This window comes from Rhodothermales bacterium, from assembly GCA_041391505.1.
Taxonomy (GTDB): Bacteria; Bacteroidota; Rhodothermia; order Rhodothermales; family JAHQVL01; genus JAWKNW01.
Genome location: JAWKNW010000003.1, coordinates 202,375 through 221,044, shown reverse-complemented (window position 1 = coordinate 221,044; position 18,670 = coordinate 202,375). Strand labels below are relative to the sequence as shown.

Annotated in this window: 14 protein-coding genes; 8 read left to right on the top strand and 6 right to left on the bottom strand. The window is 65.0% G+C overall.

Annotated elements, in window-relative coordinates; translation table 11 throughout:
• Window positions 1-6: 6 nt before the first annotated feature.
• A complete protein-coding gene (gene nth, locus R2834_04495; GenBank protein MEZ4699568.1) occupies window positions 7-891 on the top strand; it encodes an endonuclease III in 885 nt (294 codons plus the stop codon).
• Between the two features lie 143 nt (window positions 892-1,034).
• Window positions 1,035-2,582 carry a 2,3-bisphosphoglycerate-independent phosphoglycerate mutase gene (gene gpmI / locus R2834_04490; protein MEZ4699567.1) on the top strand — a complete coding sequence of 516 codons (1,548 nt, stop codon included), beginning with the start codon at window positions 1,035-1,037 and terminating at the stop codon, window positions 2,580-2,582.
• 92 nt (window positions 2,583-2,674) lie between these two features.
• On the opposite strand, the gene sppA is transcribed toward gpmI, so the two are convergent.
• The gene (gene sppA, locus R2834_04485; GenBank protein MEZ4699566.1) at window positions 2,675-4,483 is read right to left on the bottom strand and encodes a signal peptide peptidase SppA; all 1,809 of its coding nucleotides are present in this window, start codon (window positions 4,481-4,483) and stop codon (window positions 2,675-2,677) included.
• Window positions 4,484-4,813: 330 nt separating this feature from the next.
• On the opposite strand from sppA, the gene R2834_04480 reads away from it, so the two are divergent.
• The 5 genes from R2834_04480 (at window position 4,814) to R2834_04460 (ending at window position 10,354) form a co-directional block, all read left to right on the top strand.
• Complete coding sequence (locus R2834_04480; protein ID MEZ4699565.1) at window positions 4,814-6,352, top strand: hypothetical protein; 1,539 nt, start codon at window positions 4,814-4,816, stop codon at window positions 6,350-6,352.
• 393 nt (window positions 6,353-6,745) lie between these two features.
• On the top strand, window positions 6,746-7,831 hold the full coding sequence (gene hrcA, locus R2834_04475) for a heat-inducible transcriptional repressor HrcA (protein MEZ4699564.1): 1,086 nt from the start codon (window positions 6,746-6,748) through the stop codon (window positions 7,829-7,831).
• 54 nt (window positions 7,832-7,885) lie between these two features.
• A complete protein-coding gene (locus R2834_04470; GenBank protein MEZ4699563.1) occupies window positions 7,886-8,446 on the top strand; it encodes a nucleotide exchange factor GrpE in 561 nt (186 codons plus the stop codon).
• Between the two features lie 118 nt (window positions 8,447-8,564).
• Entirely contained in the window at window positions 8,565-9,719 is a 1,155-nt protein-coding gene (gene dnaJ, locus R2834_04465) for a molecular chaperone DnaJ (protein MEZ4699562.1), read from the top strand.
• 89 nt (window positions 9,720-9,808) lie between these two features.
• The gene (locus R2834_04460; GenBank protein ID MEZ4699561.1) at window positions 9,809-10,354 is read left to right on the top strand and encodes a flavin reductase family protein; all 546 of its coding nucleotides are present in this window, start codon (window positions 9,809-9,811) and stop codon (window positions 10,352-10,354) included.
• Here the strand turns inward: R2834_04460 and R2834_04455 are convergent.
• From R2834_04455 to R2834_04435, 5 genes are all read right to left on the bottom strand, one after another.
• Window positions 10,279-11,115: a TIGR02757 family protein gene (locus R2834_04455; protein ID MEZ4699560.1), complete on the bottom strand. Its 837-nt coding sequence runs from the start codon at window positions 11,113-11,115 to the stop codon at window positions 10,279-10,281. The two genes, R2834_04460 and R2834_04455, sit on opposite strands and share 76 nt — an antisense overlap.
• 20 nt (window positions 11,116-11,135) lie before the next feature.
• Entirely contained in the window at window positions 11,136-12,662 is a 1,527-nt protein-coding gene (locus R2834_04450; GenBank protein ID MEZ4699559.1) for a hypothetical protein, read from the bottom strand.
• Between the two features lie 264 nt (window positions 12,663-12,926).
• Window positions 12,927-14,330 (bottom strand): hypothetical protein, encoded by a 1,404-nt coding sequence (locus R2834_04445; GenBank protein ID MEZ4699558.1) that lies wholly within the window; start codon window positions 14,328-14,330, stop codon window positions 12,927-12,929.
• Window positions 14,327-15,742 (bottom strand): FAD-dependent oxidoreductase, encoded by a 1,416-nt coding sequence (locus R2834_04440; protein ID MEZ4699557.1) that lies wholly within the window; start codon window positions 15,740-15,742, stop codon window positions 14,327-14,329. Before R2834_04440 ends, R2834_04445 begins: the two co-directional genes overlap by 4 nt.
• A 150-nt stretch (window positions 15,743-15,892) precedes the next feature.
• Entirely contained in the window at window positions 15,893-16,879 is a 987-nt protein-coding gene (locus R2834_04435; GenBank protein ID MEZ4699556.1) for a threo-3-hydroxy-L-aspartate ammonia-lyase, read from the bottom strand.
• A gap of 147 nt (window positions 16,880-17,026) precedes the next feature.
• Here R2834_04435 and R2834_04430 point away from each other — a divergent pair, with 147 nt between their 5' ends.
• On the top strand, window positions 17,027-18,520 hold the full coding sequence (locus R2834_04430) for an HTTM domain-containing protein (GenBank protein ID MEZ4699555.1): 1,494 nt from the start codon (window positions 17,027-17,029) through the stop codon (window positions 18,518-18,520).
• Window positions 18,521-18,670: the final 150 nt, after the last annotated feature.

Genomic DNA, 18,670 nt, shown 5'->3' with positions numbered 1-18,670 from the left:
CGAATCGTGGATCTCGCCCTCTTTCTGCATTCCAACCCCGTTTTTCGAGTGACCCGGAGCGAACGCGCGCGCGCGACCCTGACCGCCCTCAGGCTGGCGATCCCCCGGCCCGAAACCGAACTCCACTACCGCGACGAGTACGAACTCATCGTGGCGGTGATTCTCTCCGCGCAATGCACGGACGAGCGGGTGAACAAGGTCACGCCGGCGCTGTTCGAGGCCTTCCCGGATGTGCAGGCTCTCGCACGGGCGACGCCGGAAGACGTTTTTCCGTACATTCGCTCCGTATCCTACCCCAACAACAAGGCGAAGCATCTCGTGGGCATGGCCCGCAAGGTGCTCGAGGTGTTCGACGGCAAGGTGCCCGATGCGGTGGACGCGCTCGTGACTCTGCCCGGCGTGGGGCGGAAAACGGCGCAGGTCGTCGCGTCCGTCGCCTTCGAAGTGGCCGCGCTGCCGGTGGACACCCACGTGTTTCGCGTCGCCAACCGCATCGGCCTGACGGCGAAAGCGCCGACACCCCTGCATGTGGAACGACAGTTGAAGCAGCTGCTGGCCCGGAAGGACTGGTCGGAGGCCCATCATCTGCTGATCCTCCATGGCCGTTACACCTGCCTCGCCCGCTCGCCCCGCTGCGCGACCTGCCCGCTGACGGACGTTTGTCTGTATTATGAGCGCCTGCAGAAATTGCCGGCGCCTCTGGAAGGGCTCGATGCGCGTCGGGGGAAGTACTTCTGCAAGACCAACGGCCATTATTTCGACGCCCCCGCCGAACGGACGGACCGATACGGGACGACGCAGATGAGCTGCCCGATCTGCGGCTCGATGAATGTATTTGAATGCCGGACGGGCCGGACCACCCGGAAAGTGCCCGATTTTCGTGTGAACTAGGCGCTGTTTGAAACCCCTTCAGACAGGGCCGCATCTTTGGCGCGATGCAGGATCCAGATGCTGATTTGCGCGATGACCGCACTCGGCGTTAAACTCGAACCGGATTTTTATTCCCTGCCGCGTCTTCCATAGACAACCCGCTGATGAAACCAACGCAACGCCACATTCTCATTATCCTGGATGGATTCGGGATCGCCGTCGATTCGTCCGTAAGCGCGATCGACAAGGCCCGCAAACCGTTCCTCGACGAGCTGTTCCGCACGTATCCGCACAGCACCCTGGAAGCTTCCGGCCTGGCCGTGGGCCTGCCCGAAGGGCAGATGGGCAACTCGGAAGTCGGCCACATGAACCTCGGCGCCGGCCGCGTCGTGTACCAGGAAATCACGCGGATCGACAAGGACATCCGGGAAGGCGCGTTTTTTTCGAATACCGAACTCGTCCGCGCGGCGCGGCACGCGAAGGAGAACGGCACCAAGCTCCATCTCCTCGGCTGTTTTTCGGACGGCGGCGTCCACTCCTCGCTCAACCACCTCTTCGCGCTGCTCGAACTGGCGCGGCGCGAGGGGCTCGAAGCCGGCCAGGTGCTCGTCCACGCCTTCACGGACGGGCGCGACACGGACCCGCACGGCGCCATCGAGTACATCCGGCTCTTCCAGGAGCAGGCGAAGACGATCGGGGTGGGGCGCATCGCATCCATCGTGGGCCGGTACTACGCGATGGATCGCGACAAACGGTGGGAGCGGATCAAGCTCGCCTACGACCTGCTGACAGGCGACGCCGGCGAGCGCTTCGACGACCCGGTCGCCGCCATCCAGGCGAGCTACGACGAGGATGTGACCGATGAGTTCGTGAAACCGCGGCGCATCGTCGACCCGGAAATCGAACGCTTCTCCCACGGCGGCGGCCTGATCGAGTCCGGCGATGCCGTCATCTTCTATAACTTCCGGGCGGACCGCGCGCGCCAGATCACCCACGCGTTTATCACCGACGGGTTCGACGGCTTCGATCGCGGGAAAAAGCTCGATCTTCACTATACCATTTTCGCGCCCTACGAGTCCTCGTTCGATGTGCCGATCGCGTTCCCGAAGGTCAACCTGACGCAGACGCTGGGCGAGGTCATCTCGGCGCGGGGAGGCCGGCAACTGCGTGCGGCGGAGACGGAGAAGTACCCGCACGTCACGTTTTTCTTTAGCGGCGGCCGGGAGGAGCCCTTCGCCGGCGAAGACCGCATCCTCGTTCCGTCGCCGAAGGTCGCCACCTACGACCTGCAGCCCGAAATGAGCGCGAAGCCCCTCGCAGAGCAGGTCGCTAACGCCATGCGCGAGAACGCATATAACCTGGTGGTTCTGAACTTCGCGAATCCGGACATGGTCGGGCACACCGGGGTCTTCGAAGCCGCCGTCAAGGCGGTGGAGACGGTGGATGCCTGCGCGCGGATCGTCGTCGAGGCGGCGATCGAGCAGGGCTACAGCATCAACATCATCGCCGACCACGGCAACGCCGACAAGATGCGCAACGCTGACGGCACGCCGAACACGGCCCACACGACCGCGCTCGTGCCGCACCTCATCATCAAGGATGGATTCACCGGACCGATCAAGGCCGGCAAACTCGGCGACATCGCGCCCACCATCCTCACCCTGCTCGGCGAACCGATACCCGCCGAGATGACGGGCGACGTGCTGGTGTGAGGGGTTTGAGGTTTGAAGTTCGAGGATCAAGGTTCAAGGTTCAAGGATCTCTTTCCCTTGAACCTTGAACCTTGAACCTTAAACCTTCAGTCTCACTGTACGACCAGGCGGAAGGGGAGGCGGGCCTGGACCGTTCCCTGGAATTGCATCAGGGTGTGGATCACGTCGAGGTGTTGCATCAGCGCCCGCTCGGCGGCGGTCGTGTTGCGGTTGAGCCAGGCGCTGGCGATGCGTCCGTTGAGCGACTCCGTCATCTGCTCGAGCATCGTTTTGGGCAGCGGCAGCACGCGGGTGCGGTAGGTGTCGCCTTCGATGCCGGCGCGTTCCGCCGCGCGCTGTATGGCGACCTCCAGTCCCCCCAGTTCGTCGACGAGGCCGACGGCCAGCGCCTGCTTGCCCGTCCATACGCGGCCCTGCGCCACCTTGTCCACTTCCTCCACGGTCATGTTGCGGCTGGCGGCGACCAGTTCGAGGAAGTTCTGGTAAGTCTCCTCCGTCGATTTATCCAGCAGCCGCATCTCATCGGGCGAGAGGGAGCGGACGCCCGAATACATGTCGGCATAGGGGCCGGTGCGGACGACATCGAACGAGATGCCCAGCTTGTCTTCGTACAGCCCGCCCATGTCGAACGCCATCCCGAAGACGCCGATCGAGCCGGTGATGGTCAGCGGATCGGCCACGATATGATGGCCGGCGGTGGCGATCCAGAATCCACCGGACGCGGCGAGGTCGCCCATCGAGATGACGACCGGCTTGATGGCCGCTGCGCGTGAAATCTCGCGCCACATCGCGTCCGAAGCCGCCACGGAGCCGCCCGGAGAATTGACGCGCACCACGATGGCCTTGACGTTGTCGGACTCGTGCGCCGCGCGCATGGCTTCGACGAACGTATCCGATCCGACCGTCTCTCCCCCGAACAGCGGGTTGGCGCTGTACCCGCTCTCGCCCGTCATGATCGTGCCGACGGCGTAGACGATGGCGATTTCCTCGGTCGAGGGGCGCGGCAGACCGGCTTCCGTGGCCGGCACCCGCGCGTAGGCGTGCAGGCCGATCAGGCGGAGGTCGTCGTCGGCGTCGTAGCTCAGGCGGTTTTTGATCACCGTCTCCACCTCGTCGCGGAAGAGCAGGTCGTCCAGCAGGCCGGCGTTGTAGGCGTCCGTCGCGGTCAGGATCGACTCGCCCTCGATGAGGCGCACCACCTCTTCCGGCTCCATGGACCGGCTTTCGGCAACCGCGGCTACGAACACGTCCTGCTGGTCGGTCAAGAGCTGCGTGAGCTGTTCGCGGTTTTCGTCCGACAGGTTCGTGCGCAGGAAGGGCTCGACGGCGCTCTTATAGGTGCCGGCGCGCGTGACCTGCGGAGCGATCTCGAGCTTGTCGAGCAGGTTCTTGTAGAACTCGGCCACGATGTAAAACCCGTTGAACTCGAACGGCGCCGCGGCAGAGGCATACAGCTCATCCGCCACGCTGCCCACGTAGTACGTCACTTCGTTCACGTACTGATCGTCGCTCGACGCGATGATCGGCTTGCCGGCTTTCTTGAATTCGTTGAGCGACGTCCTGACCTCTTCCAGGGTGGCCCACGAGGCGCTCATGGGCGAAAGCTTGAGCCAGATGGCGTCGATCCGCTCGTCGACGCCGGCCTTCTTGACGGCGCTCTTGAAGTCGAGCAGGTCGTAGGCATGTTCGCCGGAAAGCGCGACGGCGATGGGGTCCTCGGAAACGACCTCGGGAATCGATCCACCCAGTTCGATGACGAGCACGGATCCGGGGCGTACGCGCGGCGACTGGTCGGTGGACGCGGCAAGCGCGAAGACGAGCAGGAAAAAGAACATTACGATCACGCCCAGCGCAATCAAGGAGCCCAGCGTGCTGGCGATCAACGTCGAAAAAAAGCGCATGGCGCGTGACGATCAAATGGTAAAAACGTGGTGGCAGCAACGCGTCGGCGCGCGAGGGGCGCCGGCCGGTTGTGGTCAGATATACCCGGGTGTCGCATCATCGGTTGCGCACCGGGAAGGGATCGGCGTCAAAAGCCGGTTTGCGTCGCGTGACATTGTCCGCGAAAGTGGACAACTTCACGGAGCGCTGCGCCGTGAAGAGGCCATGAATGAAGACGCGATAGGGCATAGAAGGCCATTTTGGGGGTTGGCACGTCCTTGTAGGGGTTTTCCGGCAAGACCAACGCTGCAGGCGTAGATCCTGCACCCATTTAAAGTATGGAGGATGTCATGAACAAGCTGGTACACCGCTCTCGCGTGCTCTGGATGGCGACGATCGCCTTACTCGTCCTGCTGGCCGGAGCACAGGCCGCTTCCGGCCAGTCGCGCTCCGGCACGAACGGCCGCGGCAACGGATCGGGCACGGAAAAGAAAGAGGCGCCGGCGCCGAAGAGCGAAGCCGCGCCGGCCCGGTCCGGGCAGGAAACCTCGCGGTCCCGGTCCAGCCAGCCGGAAAGCCGCCAGAGCGCGCCGCAGCGACGCGAAGAAGCCTCGCGCGGGGGCAACGACTCGGGTCAGGCCTCCAGCCGGTCCTCCTCGCGCACGACGGATCGCCGCGCCGAGCCCGCGCAACGGAGCCAGCCGGAGCGCCGCGCCGAACCCGCGCCGCGTAACCAGCCGGAGCGCCGCGCCGAACCCGCGCAACGGAGCCAGCCGGAGCGCCGCGCCGAGCCCGCGCAGCGGAGCCAGCCGGAGCGCCGCGCCGAGCCCGAACGCCGTGGCGATACGCGGGCCCAGCCCGAGCGCCGTGGCGAACCTGAGCGCCGCGTGGAGCCCGAGCGCCGTAACGAGCCGGTCCGCCGCGCCGAGCCGCAGCGCCGCCTGCCGACCTACGAGACGGGGCGCGACCGCACGAACGTGTACCGGCGCGATCACCCCGACTACTACCGGCGCAATCGCCCCGATGTCCACGTGAGTGTCCGCTGGCCCTGGCAGTATCGCTACCAGCGCCACTGGGAACCGCATTACCGGTATCGCCAGGTGGTGTATCTGGAAGTGGGATGGGGCAGCCGGCGCCGCACAATCGATGTGGATGTGCGCACGCGCTACCACCAGCGGGTACGCAACGCGAACGGCCGCTATGCGGAAGTCGACATCTTCATCGACGCCATCGAAATCTATCGCAACGGCCGGTTCATGGGTGAAGTCAACCGCATTCCCAACGACCTGGCCCACATCGTGGCGACGATCTACCGCGATGGCGACGTGGCCTTCGATCGGGATGTCTTCCTCGTGGGCGATCCGGTCGTCGGCTTCGAGATGATTTCCACGCGGTCCTACGACGGATACATCCTGGACCGGTACCGGGACTCGCACGGCTATCGTGTCGGCGAACTCAACCTGCGCCGCCAGCGCGTGTATTCGCGCCGCCACAGCCGGCTCTTTAATCCCCGCGATTTTAATGGCTATCCCCCCATCTCGCTCCTGCCGGACGATCGCAACCTGCTGGCCGACTTCGGCGACGACGCCCTCAGCTACCGCTACTACCGGGACGACGATTACGACCCCTATTTCGGCGGGCGCTACAACGATCCGTACCAGTACGAAGAGGACGGCGTGATGTATAATTCCAACCCCTACGACGGCTACAATCCGCAATCGCGCCTGGGCGAAGGGAATGGTTATCAGTATGACGGACTCGCGCCGCGCGTTTCGACGAGCCAGCCTCAAACGGGGCCCTATGTTTCCAGCTCGCGCAACGCGTACAAAACCGAGTTCGGTGCGGATATCTCCATCAAACGTGATATCGAATTGGAGCGGATCAAATAACCCGATCCGCACACCCCAGGGATGTCTACGATGGGGAGGGGAGCGCGATGAAACGATGCATGATATAATCTCAATGATGATGCTGCGCTTTCCTCCCCGTCGAGACCGCCGGCGTGCGGAAACCCGGACGAACACCAACTGTTAGCATCGACACGCCATCGAGGGCGTTGCGATCCAGATTACTTCCGTCTCCCGCGTACCAGGATGTGCCAGGATGGCATGGCCTGGTACGCCGCTTTTTTGGAGGTGTCAGTATGCTCGCAATCGAAAAACGGCTATTTTGGAGGGTTCTATCGCATCGCCGCGTGCGGTGCCGGCCCGCGTCTGCCGTTTCGGCGCGGTCCGGACCCCGATAAGGCTGTCGGCAAGGGTTTTGCTAAGAGTTGTCGTATCGTGAAAAGCTCGGCCCAACCATACCGTCCCGTCCCGCACCACGCGCTCACCGAGCGTGAGGGCGAGATCCTGCGTCTGGTCATATCGGATTTCATCGATACGGCCGGGCCGGTAGGTTCGCGTGCCCTGGCGCGGCGGTATCCGCTGGGCATCAGTCCGGCTTCGATCCGCAACACCATGAGCGACCTCGAGGAGCGCGGATTCCTCGATCATCCGTACACCTCCGCCGGCCGCGTGCCGACCGAACTCGGCTACCGGGTATTTGTCGATCAGTTGATGATGCGGCAATCCCTGTCCCGCGAAGAGGGAAGGATGCTCCGCGAGGAGATGGAACGCGCCTCGACGCACAACGAAGTCTTTTTGAAAGAATGCTCCCGGCTGCTCGGGCGCCTCTCCAACCTGCTTGGCGTGGTGCTCAGCCCGAAGCTGTCCAAAGGCATCCTGGAGCGGATGGAAGCCGTGCCGCTCTCCTCGTCGCGCCTGATGTTCGTCATCAGCCTGCGCGGCGGGCTGTTCAAGACGATCGTGCTCGAGGTCGAGTCCGAACTCGATCGCCGCGACGTGGACGCCGCGGTAGCGGTGATGAACGAACGCCTCGCCGGCCTCACGCTGGAAGATATCCGCCGCACCTATGCGTCGCGGATGCAGGATGTGAAGGATGAAAAGACCGGCATCGTCCGCCTGGTGTTCAACGCTACGGGCACGGTCTTCTCCGAGCCGGCGGACGGCCGCATGAGCTTCGCCGGCGCGCAGCATATCCTCGCGCAGCCGGAGTTTCAGGAAGATCCCGAAGCCCTGCGCAACCTGATCAGTCTGCTCGAGGAGGAGGATGTGGTCGTGCAGCTCTTCGAGGACGAGACGGGGCGCCCGGCTGATCCCGGAAAGGCCACGGTGCGCATCGGCAGCGAGATCGTCGATGGCAAAGTCGACAAATATTCGATCGTGACGGCCAGCTACCAGCTGGGCGAGACGAGCGGCACCATCGGCATCATCGGGCCGACGCGTATGGACTATGTGCGCGTGGTCGCGCTGGTGGAGGGCATGGCGTCGCTCCTGGGCCGGCACGACCGCGCGACCCATCACTGAGTTTATGAACTGTTTTGGCGTATGACCAAGGCATCAGACATACAGGAAGAACACGTGCAAGACGATACCCAGGCAGCCCCTAATCCCGCGGACGCGGAGGAAATGGCGCCCCCCTCGGTGCACGGCGCCGGCGGCGACCCGGCCGACGTGGTCCGGCTGCGGTCCGAACTGAAGGATTCCAAGGACCGCCTGCTCCGGCAGGTCGCCGAGTTCCAGAATTACAAGCGCCGGACCGACCAGGAGCGCCAGACGCTCATGCAGTCCGGACAGGTCCAGGTCGTGCAGCGCATGCTCGAAATCCTGGACGATCTCGGGCGTTCGCTCGAAGCGGCCTCGCTGCTCGAAACCGATCAGAAGACGCTCGACCCGATGTACGTCAAGCTGAAGGAAGGCGTCGACCTCGTCTACCGGAAGTTCAACGACGAGATGGTGCGTCTCGGCGTCGAGCCGATCGAGGCGGTCGGGCAACCCTTCAACGAAAATGAGCACGACGCCCTAATGCAGCAGCCCGCTCCCGACGATACGGAACCGGGGATTGTGCTCAACGAGTTGCAGAAAGGCTACCGCATGGGCGACCGCGTGCTCCGCCACAGCAAAGTGGTCGTATCGACCTGACCTGCACGGATTCCGGAACGCCGCCGCCCGCCGTGCGTAGGGCGACCGTTCTTCTCCCCAAGACCACGCATCATTTACCCGACGCCCGGTAAGGCGAAGCCGCAAGCCCGTGAGTTCCATGCGCGATTATTACGAAATACTGGGTGTGACCAAGACGGCCAGCGAGGCCGAGATCAAGCGCGCGTACCGCCAGCTGGCGCTGAAATACCACCCCGACCGGAATCCGGACGACAAGGAAGCGGAAGCCAGGTTCAAGGAGGCGGCCGAAGCCTACGAAGTGTTATCCAACCCGGAGAAAAAAGCCCGGTACGATCGCTTCGGCCACGCCGGCGTGCGCGGCAACGGCGCGGGCAACGCGGGCTTCCAGGATATCAACGACATCTTCAGCGCGTTCAGCGATATCTTCGGCGGCAGCGGCGGCATTTTCGACGAGGTGTTCGGCGGCCGGCGGCCCCGTCCCCGTCGCGGCGGCCGGCCCGGCGGCGATCTCCGCATCAAGCTGCAGCTCACCTACGAGGACATCAGCGAGGGCACGGAGAAAAAGATCAAGGTGCGCAAGTTCGTGGTCTGCGATTCGTGCACCGGATCGGGCGCCGAAGCGGGCAAGGAAGGGTATTCGACCTGCCAGACCTGCCAGGGCACCGGCGAGATTCGCCAGGTGACGCGTTCGGTCTTCGGCCAGTTCGTCAACGTCCAGGCCTGCCCGACCTGCCAGGGCGAGGGGCGCACGATCAACGACCGCTGCAAGAAATGCCACGGCGAAGGCCGGCTCAAGGGCGAGGAGACGATTTCGATCCCCGTCCCCCCGGGCGTGCTCGAAGGCAACTACCTGACCATGCGCGGCGCGGGCAATGCCGGCGTGCGCGGCGGCGGCACGGGCGACCTGCGCGTCGAAATAGAGGAAGTCGCGCACAAGCACTTTACGCGGGAAGGCCTCGACATCTATTACGAACTCTACATCTCCATGCCGGATGCCGCCCTCGGCACCGAAGTGGAAGTGCCCACCCTGAAAGGACGCGCCCGGCTCGAGATCGACGCCGGCATCCAGTCCGGCAAGGTGCTCCGGATGCGCGAGCGCGGCCTGCCCGAACTCAACGGCAGCCGGCGCGGGGATCAGATGGTGCGTATCAACGTTTGGACTCCGAAGACGCTTTCCGACGAAGAACGCCGTTTCTTTGAAGAATACCGCGAATCCCCCTCCTTCATCCCCAAACCGGGTAAGGAAGAGGAGCGGAAATCCTTCTTCAGCAAGGTGAAGGACGTCTTTTCCTGACACCGCCCCACCACCCCCACAGCCTGTTCGGTGTCGACGCCGCTCCGCGATGACGCGAGGGGACGCCGGCACAGCGAGGTGAGTACGCCATGAAGAGCCCTATCGACGGAGAGGCGCTGCGCGCCGTGATGCGCCACGTGCCTTCACCCGTCACGGTCGTCACCATCGCCACCGCGGCTGGTCCTCGCGGCGTCACGATCGGTTCGTTCGCGAGCGTTTCGCTCGATCCGCCGCTGGTGTCGTTCAACGTGAGCATCGACTCGTCCATCCACGCGTCGATCGTGGAGGCGGAGCGGTTCGCCATCCATATCCTCCACGCCGGCCAGGCCCGCCTCAGCCAGCATTTCGCGCTGCCGGACTCGTCCTCCGAATCCCAGTTTCGATCGGTCGCGCACCGCTCGGCCGACGGGCTGCCGATCCTCGGGGAGGCCCTCGCCGTGCTGACGTGCCGGCGCTACGCCGTGCATCCCGCCGGCGACCACTCGCTGTTCCTGTGCGAGGTCGAGGCGATCCACGACTACGGCCTCGACGAACTGCCCATCCTGTATTACCGCCAGGGCTACCGCGTCCCCGGCGATGAAGTCGGGGCGCCGCTCCTCTCCGCCGTAAACCGGGCGTCGAGCGATACGCCGTAGGCGCCGGCGCCGAAAAACGCGTAATCGTACCGGCAGGGGTCGTTCGGATCCAGCCGGCGGCAGGCTTCCGTCAGGGCGAGGGCCGCGCGCCAGTCGTCCTGCTTCCGCTCCAGCAGCCCCAGCGCCCGCGCCTGACGTCCCGAATGCACGTCCACCGGCAGGATCAGCTGGCGGGGCGCGATGCGGCGCCAGATGCCGAGGTCGACGGGGCCGGGGCGGACCATCCAGCGGACATACATCGCCAGGCGCTTGCAGGCGCTGCCGGTCGACGGGCGGGCCAGGTGTTTGGCGAGCCGGCCGGGTGTTTCGGGGAGCGCCTGAAGGATTGTGTCGCTGAAGCCCTGGATCGCCGGCCCGATGTCGGGCGCCTCGTCGGGCAGGTGGGCGAGAAAGAGGGCCTCGACGCTGCCCGAACGACGCAGCGCGGTCGACAGCGCGTGGGTGAGCCAGTGCGCATCGGCCGGCTGGAACGTGCGATGTTTGAAGCCGGCGAGACGCGGGGCGTCGCGCGCCGGGTCGTAGCCGGACACAAACGCGTACGGCTGATACCGCATCCGCTCGCACAGCTCTTCCATCTTCTTCAGCACGGTCGCCCGCTGCCCCCAAGCCAGCAGGGCCGCGTAGAGGCCGATGATTTCCTGGTCGCGCGGGTCCTCGAACGCGTGCGGGATCGAGATGGGGTCGGGCTGGATGAACGCCGGCTGCTCGAACCGGGCGACGAGTTCCTCGAGGTAGGCTTTGAGCGCGTCGTCGGTGGGCACGGAGGGATGGCTTGGAGGATTCAGGGATCCGGGGCGGGGCGGGGGAGGGTGAGGCGCGTCACGACCGGCGCCTGGCGCGATGCCGCGAACGAAAAGAGCACACCCCGCGGTTTGCCATAGGTTTCCAGATGCCGGTACGCGTCGTCGATCGAATCGACCAGCAGGATGTCCCGGCCGGCGTAGTAGAGGATCTGGGGCGCGACGACGTCATGATCCGGCCCGGGGATGATGAGCCCGTACAGCGACCGGTCCGCCACGATGAACACGGTCTCGTCGGACCGCGCCTCGCGCCCGACGGTCTCCCCGACGAGCTGGAATTGATCCACGGCGTCGTGCGTGATGTGCGCGTAGTACAGGAACACGGAGAAGGCGAGCAGCGCGGCGGTGACGCCCAGCCCGAAGGCCGCATAAAAGCGGGCGCCGTCGCGCTCGTCCGTCGCGCAAAGCCGATCCATACACGCCGCCGTGCCCAGCGCGAGCGGGACGGATGTTTTCAGCAGCGCAAAATCGTGGATGGTCGTGAACTCGAAAAACACCAGGTGGTGCATGAGGGCCGGGGCGAGCGTGAGGCCGATCCAGTGCAGCCAGCCGACCTCGCCGGCCGGACGCGCCGCGCGGGTCGTCCACGCCGCCGCCCCCAGCACGACCAGCAGCACCGCCTGGGGGAAATAGCCGCGCGCGTACGCGATCCCGATGCTCAGGTAGGCCTCTGGATTGCCGAACAGCCCCTGGCTCTGCCCGCTGCGGACGGCAAAACGGGTGACGGATGCGTCGATGAACGCGCTCGCGCCGGCGATCGACGCATACTGGAGGAACGTGACGAGCAGCGCCAGGCCCGAGCCGGCGATGCACACGCCGGCGACACGCATCCAGCGCCGATCGAACCCGCGCGCCGCGGCCACGCCGGCGACCGTCGCGGTCAGGAAAACGCCCAGCCATTCGGTGTAGGTCATCAAAAACAGGGCGACGCCCACCGGCCAGATCGGCCTGTCTTCCAGCACATGCCGGGCGATGGCCCACACCGCGGCGACAAAAAACAGCTGGACGAGCACATCCGCGAAATACACGTTCGCATGAAACCAGAGGTTCGGGGCCGAAAACGTGTACACCAGAAAGGCCGCCAGCGCCGGCAGGTCGAGGCCGTCGCGCAGGGGGCGGCGGCGGAGGCCGGCGACGAGCAGGTACAGACACCACGCCGTCAGGGCGTGCAGGACCAGGTTCAGCCCCTGCAGCGCCAGCGGCGACGGCGCGATCCGCAGCGCGGTGAAGACGAGATGCGGGGCGATGAAGGTCAGCGGCGGGTAGGAGACGTAATAATACCGCCCCTCGGCATCCGCCACGCCGCTCGTCAGGCTCTCGATGTGCGTATCCGCGGCGTAGGGGTAGGTATAAATCGGCGCGAGCCGGTGGCGGAGCGCGCCGTCCGTGCGCCAGATGTCGAGGGTGATGAGGGTATGCGCCGTGACCCACTCATAGTCGTTGGAGAGGGGGCGGTCGAGGTTGGGCAGGCGAATCAGAATGCTAACCAGGAAGCTTCCTAGAAGCACAAGGGCTAGGAGTCTGGCTGGGCGGAATCCGATGTGATTTTTCTCTCGCAAGATTGGACGACGGTTAGGGAAGGTTGTCCAGGCGGATGTGCTCCACGGCGTTCAGCGTATTCGTCTGAGTCGAGGTGAACACGATTGCGCGCCGGATTCCGTTTTCACGCATATGGGATTCGACTTCATTCCGGTCGACAACCATCAGCATGTTGCGGCCGGCGTAATACTGAATTGGTGCTGAGACCGCGCGTTCATTGTTGCGGTAGTGAGTTATGTCATTCGTTCTCTCGGGCCTAACACGTAGATCGTTTCATTCTCGGCGGCTAATCGTCCAATGATTTCCCGGTTTGCCGGTGTAGCCTCAAATCCTTCCGAGGAATCTGCTGATAGTATGTATACACGCCCAGGCATACAGAGAACGGCTGGCATCGCAACGACCATCGCATGAAAGACCCTTCGGGTCTCCGGGAAGATGGCATAGCGGATGTGATGATACAGTCCGCCGCTGCGAGGTAGGCGAACAGCACTCCCGACGGTTTTTAATTCGGCGAACTCGTGCTCGTAGGTGAAATCGAAAAACACCACGTGATGCATGATGACCGGCAAGCCGAGCGCGATCAGCATGAAAAAGTGCCGCCGCCGCCGCGTGAGCGGCTTCCACCGGTACGTCAGGGCGACGAACAGCAGCAGGAACGCGAGTAAACCGAGGATGGGATAGAAGCGATACCAGTAGCTCAGCAGCAGAATGATGTGATACAGCGGCCGGCGAATCGACACCCCGCCTGTGCCCTCGACCCCGCTGCGTACGGTAAACCGCTCGATCGAGGCGTCGATGAAGCCGTCCAGCCCCGCGATCGTGCTGTACTGCACCACGGCGAGACCCAGCGCGAGGGCGGTGCTCACGGCGATCGCGATCAGGACCCGCAGATACCTCGGGTCCGACCGCCATCGAACCAGGGCGAACACGAACAGCACGAAGGCGCTAAAAACGCCCAGCCATTCGGTATACACGGCCAGGAAGTTCAGCAGGGCGAAGCCCCACACATACCCGGTAAGCCCCAGCTTTTCCCGCTCGTACAGTTGAAACGCATACCAGATGCACCCCAGCCAGAGGGGCTGCACGAGCATGTCGGCAAAGTAGGAGTTCAGATGGTGCTTGAGCGCCATGGGCATGAACAGGTAGATCGCATAGGCGATCAGCGCCGGCGGAAACAGCCCGTCCCGCAGCCGGATGCCGTAGATGCTGGCGACCAGCGCATACACCATGATAGCCGTTATGGCGTGAAGCAGGAGCGACCAGATGCGGATGGCGAGCACGCCGGGCTCGACGTGGAGCAGCGAAAACGCGGCGTAGGGCAGCAGAAAGGTGAGCGGGGGGTAGGAAACGTAGTAGTAGTTGCCCGCCTCGTCCACGATGCCGCTCGTCAGGCTCTTGACGTGGCGATCCGCCGGCGTGTCGAATGTATACACCGGGTTGTATCCGTACGTCGAGATCCCTTCTTCCGACCAGATGGTCAGCGTGGTCAACACGTGCGCCGTCAGCCATTCGTGCGCCATGAACAGGGGGCGCCCCAGCATCGGGGCGCGCACGGCGACGGACAGGGCGAACAGCAATGCGAGCGTGGCGACGGTGCCGGCGCGGGTCTTGATCCAGGGAACGCGGGCCGCCGTCATAGCTCCTGGAGCCCGGTTTCGGTGATGAGCGCCCCTTCCTGGTAGGTGTCGTAGTCGGTGTTGATGTCCCAGAGGCTGTGATTGGCGTCGTCGGCGATGCGCTCCGCCGCGAGGATGCCCATCAGGATGCTGTGATCCTGATTGTTGTACTTGAAGGCCCCGTACCGCCCGATGGCGGTGACGTTCGGGATCGTCTGCAGATACTGTTCGATGGGGCGGAGGTGGCGTTTGTAGTCGCGGTCGTACACCGGGTAGCACCGCCGGATGCGCACGACGTGGCCGGCCAGCACGGCCCGCTCGCCGAGGAGTCCGGTCGCACCGATCTCGCGGCGGGCCAGCGCGATCAGGTCGTCATCCGACGCCGCCCAGAGGGCGTCCTCGTCGTAGCTCCAGTACTCCAGCGCCAGGATGCTCTCGCCCCGGGGGCCGTGGAGCTGCGGGGTCCAGTTGCGGAAGTTGGTGATCCGCCCGAATTGCAGCGCCGGGTCGTGGACGTAGATCCAGTTATCCGGGAAGATGGCGTCGCCTTCGACCTGCAGGTAGACGAGGGTGGTGTTCCGAAACCGCAGCGCCGCCGCGTGTTCGCGGATCGCGTCGGGCACGTCCGGCAGCCGCTGCACCATCAACGTCAGCGGCATCGAGGACACCACGTGGTCGTACCACGCCGTTTCGCCGGACTCCAGTTCGAGCTGGACAGCGTCGCCCGCCGGCACGACGCGGCGCACCGGCCGATCGAGAAAAAGCCGGCCGCCCCGGCGCGTGATGGCCTCGGCCATGCGTTCGTAGACGATGCCGCTGCCGAGGTGCGGGTAGGCGAAACGGTCAACGAGCGTCTTGTGCCGGTTGCCTCGCCCCTGTTTGATCGCGTTGAAGATGGCCTCGGCCAGCGAGAGCTTCTTGATGCGCTGCGAGGCGAAGTCGGCGTCGAGTTCCTTGCACGAGATGCCCCAGAGCTTCTCGCTGTACGATTTGAAAAAGATCTCGAAGAGACGCCGGCCGAACTGGTGCACTACCCAGTCCTCGAACGACCCGTCCTGCTCGGTGGGCGACAGGCGCTCCTGGACGTAGCTGCCGAGGCACTGTGCGGCCTCCACCGGCCCCAGCAGACGCAGCGCGTTGAAGATGCGCAGCGGGTAGCTGAAAAAGCGTCCGCCGTAATAGATGCGGGTGAGCCGATCGACCATGCTGTAGTCCCGCCCGACCACTTCGAGCCACAGCGCGTTCACCCGGCGGTCGGTGCTGAAAAAGCGGTGCGGGCCGAGGTCGACCCGCTGCCCCCACAGATCGATCGTGCGCGCCAGACCGCCGACGGCCGGACCGGCCTCGTACACGTCCACCGAGACGCCCTTTTTTGCCAGTTGATACGCCGCCGTGATACCTGCCGGCCCCGCGCCAATAATCCCTACGTGCATAATACGATCATACAAAAAACGCCCGCGCCGAGCGATTGAATGGATGGAGCGCGGGACGAAAGCCGCCGATTGCGGACAGAACAGGTCGACTCAGCCTGGTGTTCACGACGACCCTCGTCACGAACCCGGATGCCGACTGACGAGATCCCCTCAAGAAAAGAGCCGTCCTGCGGCCGAGAGGTCGATGTTGCCGCCGCTGACGATCACGCCGATGCGCCGGCCCTGCGCCGGCAGCCGGCCGGCGAGCAGCCCTGCCAGCGCCAGCGCGCCCGTGGGCTCGACGACGATTTTCATCCGTTCCCACAGGAAGCGCATCGCCTCGACCAGCGCCGTGTCCGGCACCGACACCATGTCGTCGACGCACCGGAGCACGATGGGAAACGTGAACGTCCCGAGCGACGGGGTGCGGGCCCCGTCGGCGATCGTGTCCGGATGGCTGACCGTTTGCAGCGTGCCGGTACGAAACGACCGGCAGGCGTCGTCCCCGGCTTCGGGCTCGACGCCGACCACCGAACACGCCGGCGCCATCGCGCGCGCGGCGATGGCCGAGCCGCTCAGCAAGCCGCCCCCGCCGCAGCACACGACCAGCGCGTCGAGGTCCGGCACATCCTCGAACAGCTCCAGGGCCACCGTGCCCTGGCCGGCGATGACGTCGGGGTGGTTGTACGGCGGTATCAGCGTCAGGCCCCGTTCCTCGGCGATGCAGCCCGCCAGCGTCTCGCGCGATTCGCGGGCCGGATCGTAGGCGATGACCTCGGCCCCGTACCCCTCGGTGGCCCGCCGCTTTACGGAAGGCGCGTCGTTCGGCATGATGATCGTAGCGGGAATGCCCAGCGCCCGGCCCGCCAGCGCCACGGCCTGCGCGTGGTTGCCGGACGAAAACGCGAGCACGCCCCGCGCCCGTTGCCCGGCGTCGAGCCGGGCGAGCGCGTTGTAGGCCCCGCGAAACTTGAACGCCCCGGCGCGTTGAAAATTCTCGCACTTGACGAATACGCGGGCGCCGAGCCGGCTGTCGAGGGTCGAGGAGGTCAGGACGGGCGTGCGGTGCGCGACGCCGGCGATGCGCGCCGCGGCGTCCCGGATGTCGTCAAAACGGACCGGCAGTTCCGTGTCCGTAGAGGTGGCGTGTATGGGCATGGGCTATGTTGAAGCGGGTTGGGGAGCGTTCATTCTATGGTAGTATTATTGTGCAAGTATAGTTATTGAAGGATTTTATTGCAGGAGTCTGAATCTGTGTCTAATCACAATTCTGGACAAATAGGTGGAATCATTGGCCGTCTTGAGGTGCTGCTCGGCATCGACCTCAGGGCGCTGGCGGTTTTTCGCGTGGCCATCGGGGTGATCCTGCTGGTGGATCTGGTCGTTCGGGCTACGGCGCTCGGTGCGCACTACACGGATGCCGGCGTCGTGCCGCGCTCCTTTTATTTTACCTACTATCCGGCCGACTGGGCGCTATCCCTGCACCTGCTCTCCGGCAGCCTGTGGTGGCAGGCCGTGTTGTTCGCCGCCGCCGGCCTGGCGGCGCTGGCCCTGACGGCCGGCTACCGCACGCGCGCCGCCACCTGGTGCGCGTGGCTGCTCACGCTCAGCCTGCACACCCGCAACCCGCTCGTGCTCAACGGCGGCGACTGGCTGCTGCTCGACCTGCTCCTCTGGAGCCTGTTTCTCCCGCTCGGCGCCCGCTTTTCGCTGGACGCGCTCGCCGGCCGGCCGGCCCAGCCGGCCCCGTACCATCTCTCCGTGGCCACGCTCGGCATCCTCCTCCAGGTGTGTTTCGTGTACTGGTTTACCGTCATTTTTAAGGCGGAGGAGGTGTGGCTCGTCGACGGCTCGGCGCTGCAGTATGCGCTTCGGCTCGACCGGTTCGTGCGGCCGGCCGGCGTCTGGCTGCTCGGCGCGCCCGACGCCGTGCTGAACGCGCTCAGCGTGGGCACCTACTGGCTGGAGATGGTGGGGCCGGCGCTCGCGTTTGTTCCGTTTATTACGGGATTCTGGCGGAGCCTGGCCGCGCTTTCGTTCATCGCGTTCCACGCCGGGCTGGCGGCGACCCTCATGATCGGCCTCTTTCCGTTTGTGTGCATGGCCGCCTGGGTCCTGTTTCTGCCGGCGCCGTTCTGGGATCGGCTCGGCGCCCTCGTTCCGATGGACCCGGCCCGGCGCTTCGCCGTCCACAACCTGCCGCGTTTCCGCCGGCTGGCGCAGCGCCTGCGCGTGCGCGGCATCGATCCGGGCGCCGCGCCCGGGCTCCGGGGGATGGTCCTCCAGGCCCTGCTGCTCGTCTACATGCTGTCGGCCAACCTGCTGACGGCAAATCTGATGGAAAGCGTCTACTACGACCTGTTCTTCAGCCGGCTGGAGCCGTTCGGCAATGCCATCCGGTTCGAGGAACGCTGGAACATGTTTGCGCCCGCGCCGCCCACGCGCGACGGGTGGTACGTCATGGAAGGACGCCTGGCGGACGGCGCTTCCGTCGACCTCTTCCACGGCGGGCCCCTGTCCTGGGAGCGGCCCGCGCACATCGCGGAGACCTATAAAAACCAGCGGTGGCGCAAGTATCTCGAATACGTGATGGACCAGGCGCCGCTGCTCGCGCCGGAGCTCGCGCGCTACTGGCTGCGGCAATCGCGGGCGCTCGATCCCGCCCTCACGGACGTGCGCGTGGTGCTGCTGCGCGAGGAGACCCGGGACGACTTTTCCTCCACCCCGGTCGAACTGCGGGTGCTGGCCACCGAACAGGCCGGAGAAGCGCCAAATCGTGCGAACACACTCATCAAATGAGCACAGCTTTGTGACAACTCGGGCCGCCGCATGTGGTAGTTTTAGCCTCGTACCGGAAAAACGTGCGTGGAGGCGCGCGCCGGTGCACGTTCTTTTTATGCCAACCCGCTCATGCGCGATCGGCGTTTGGACCGACGGAAAGAACTTCCG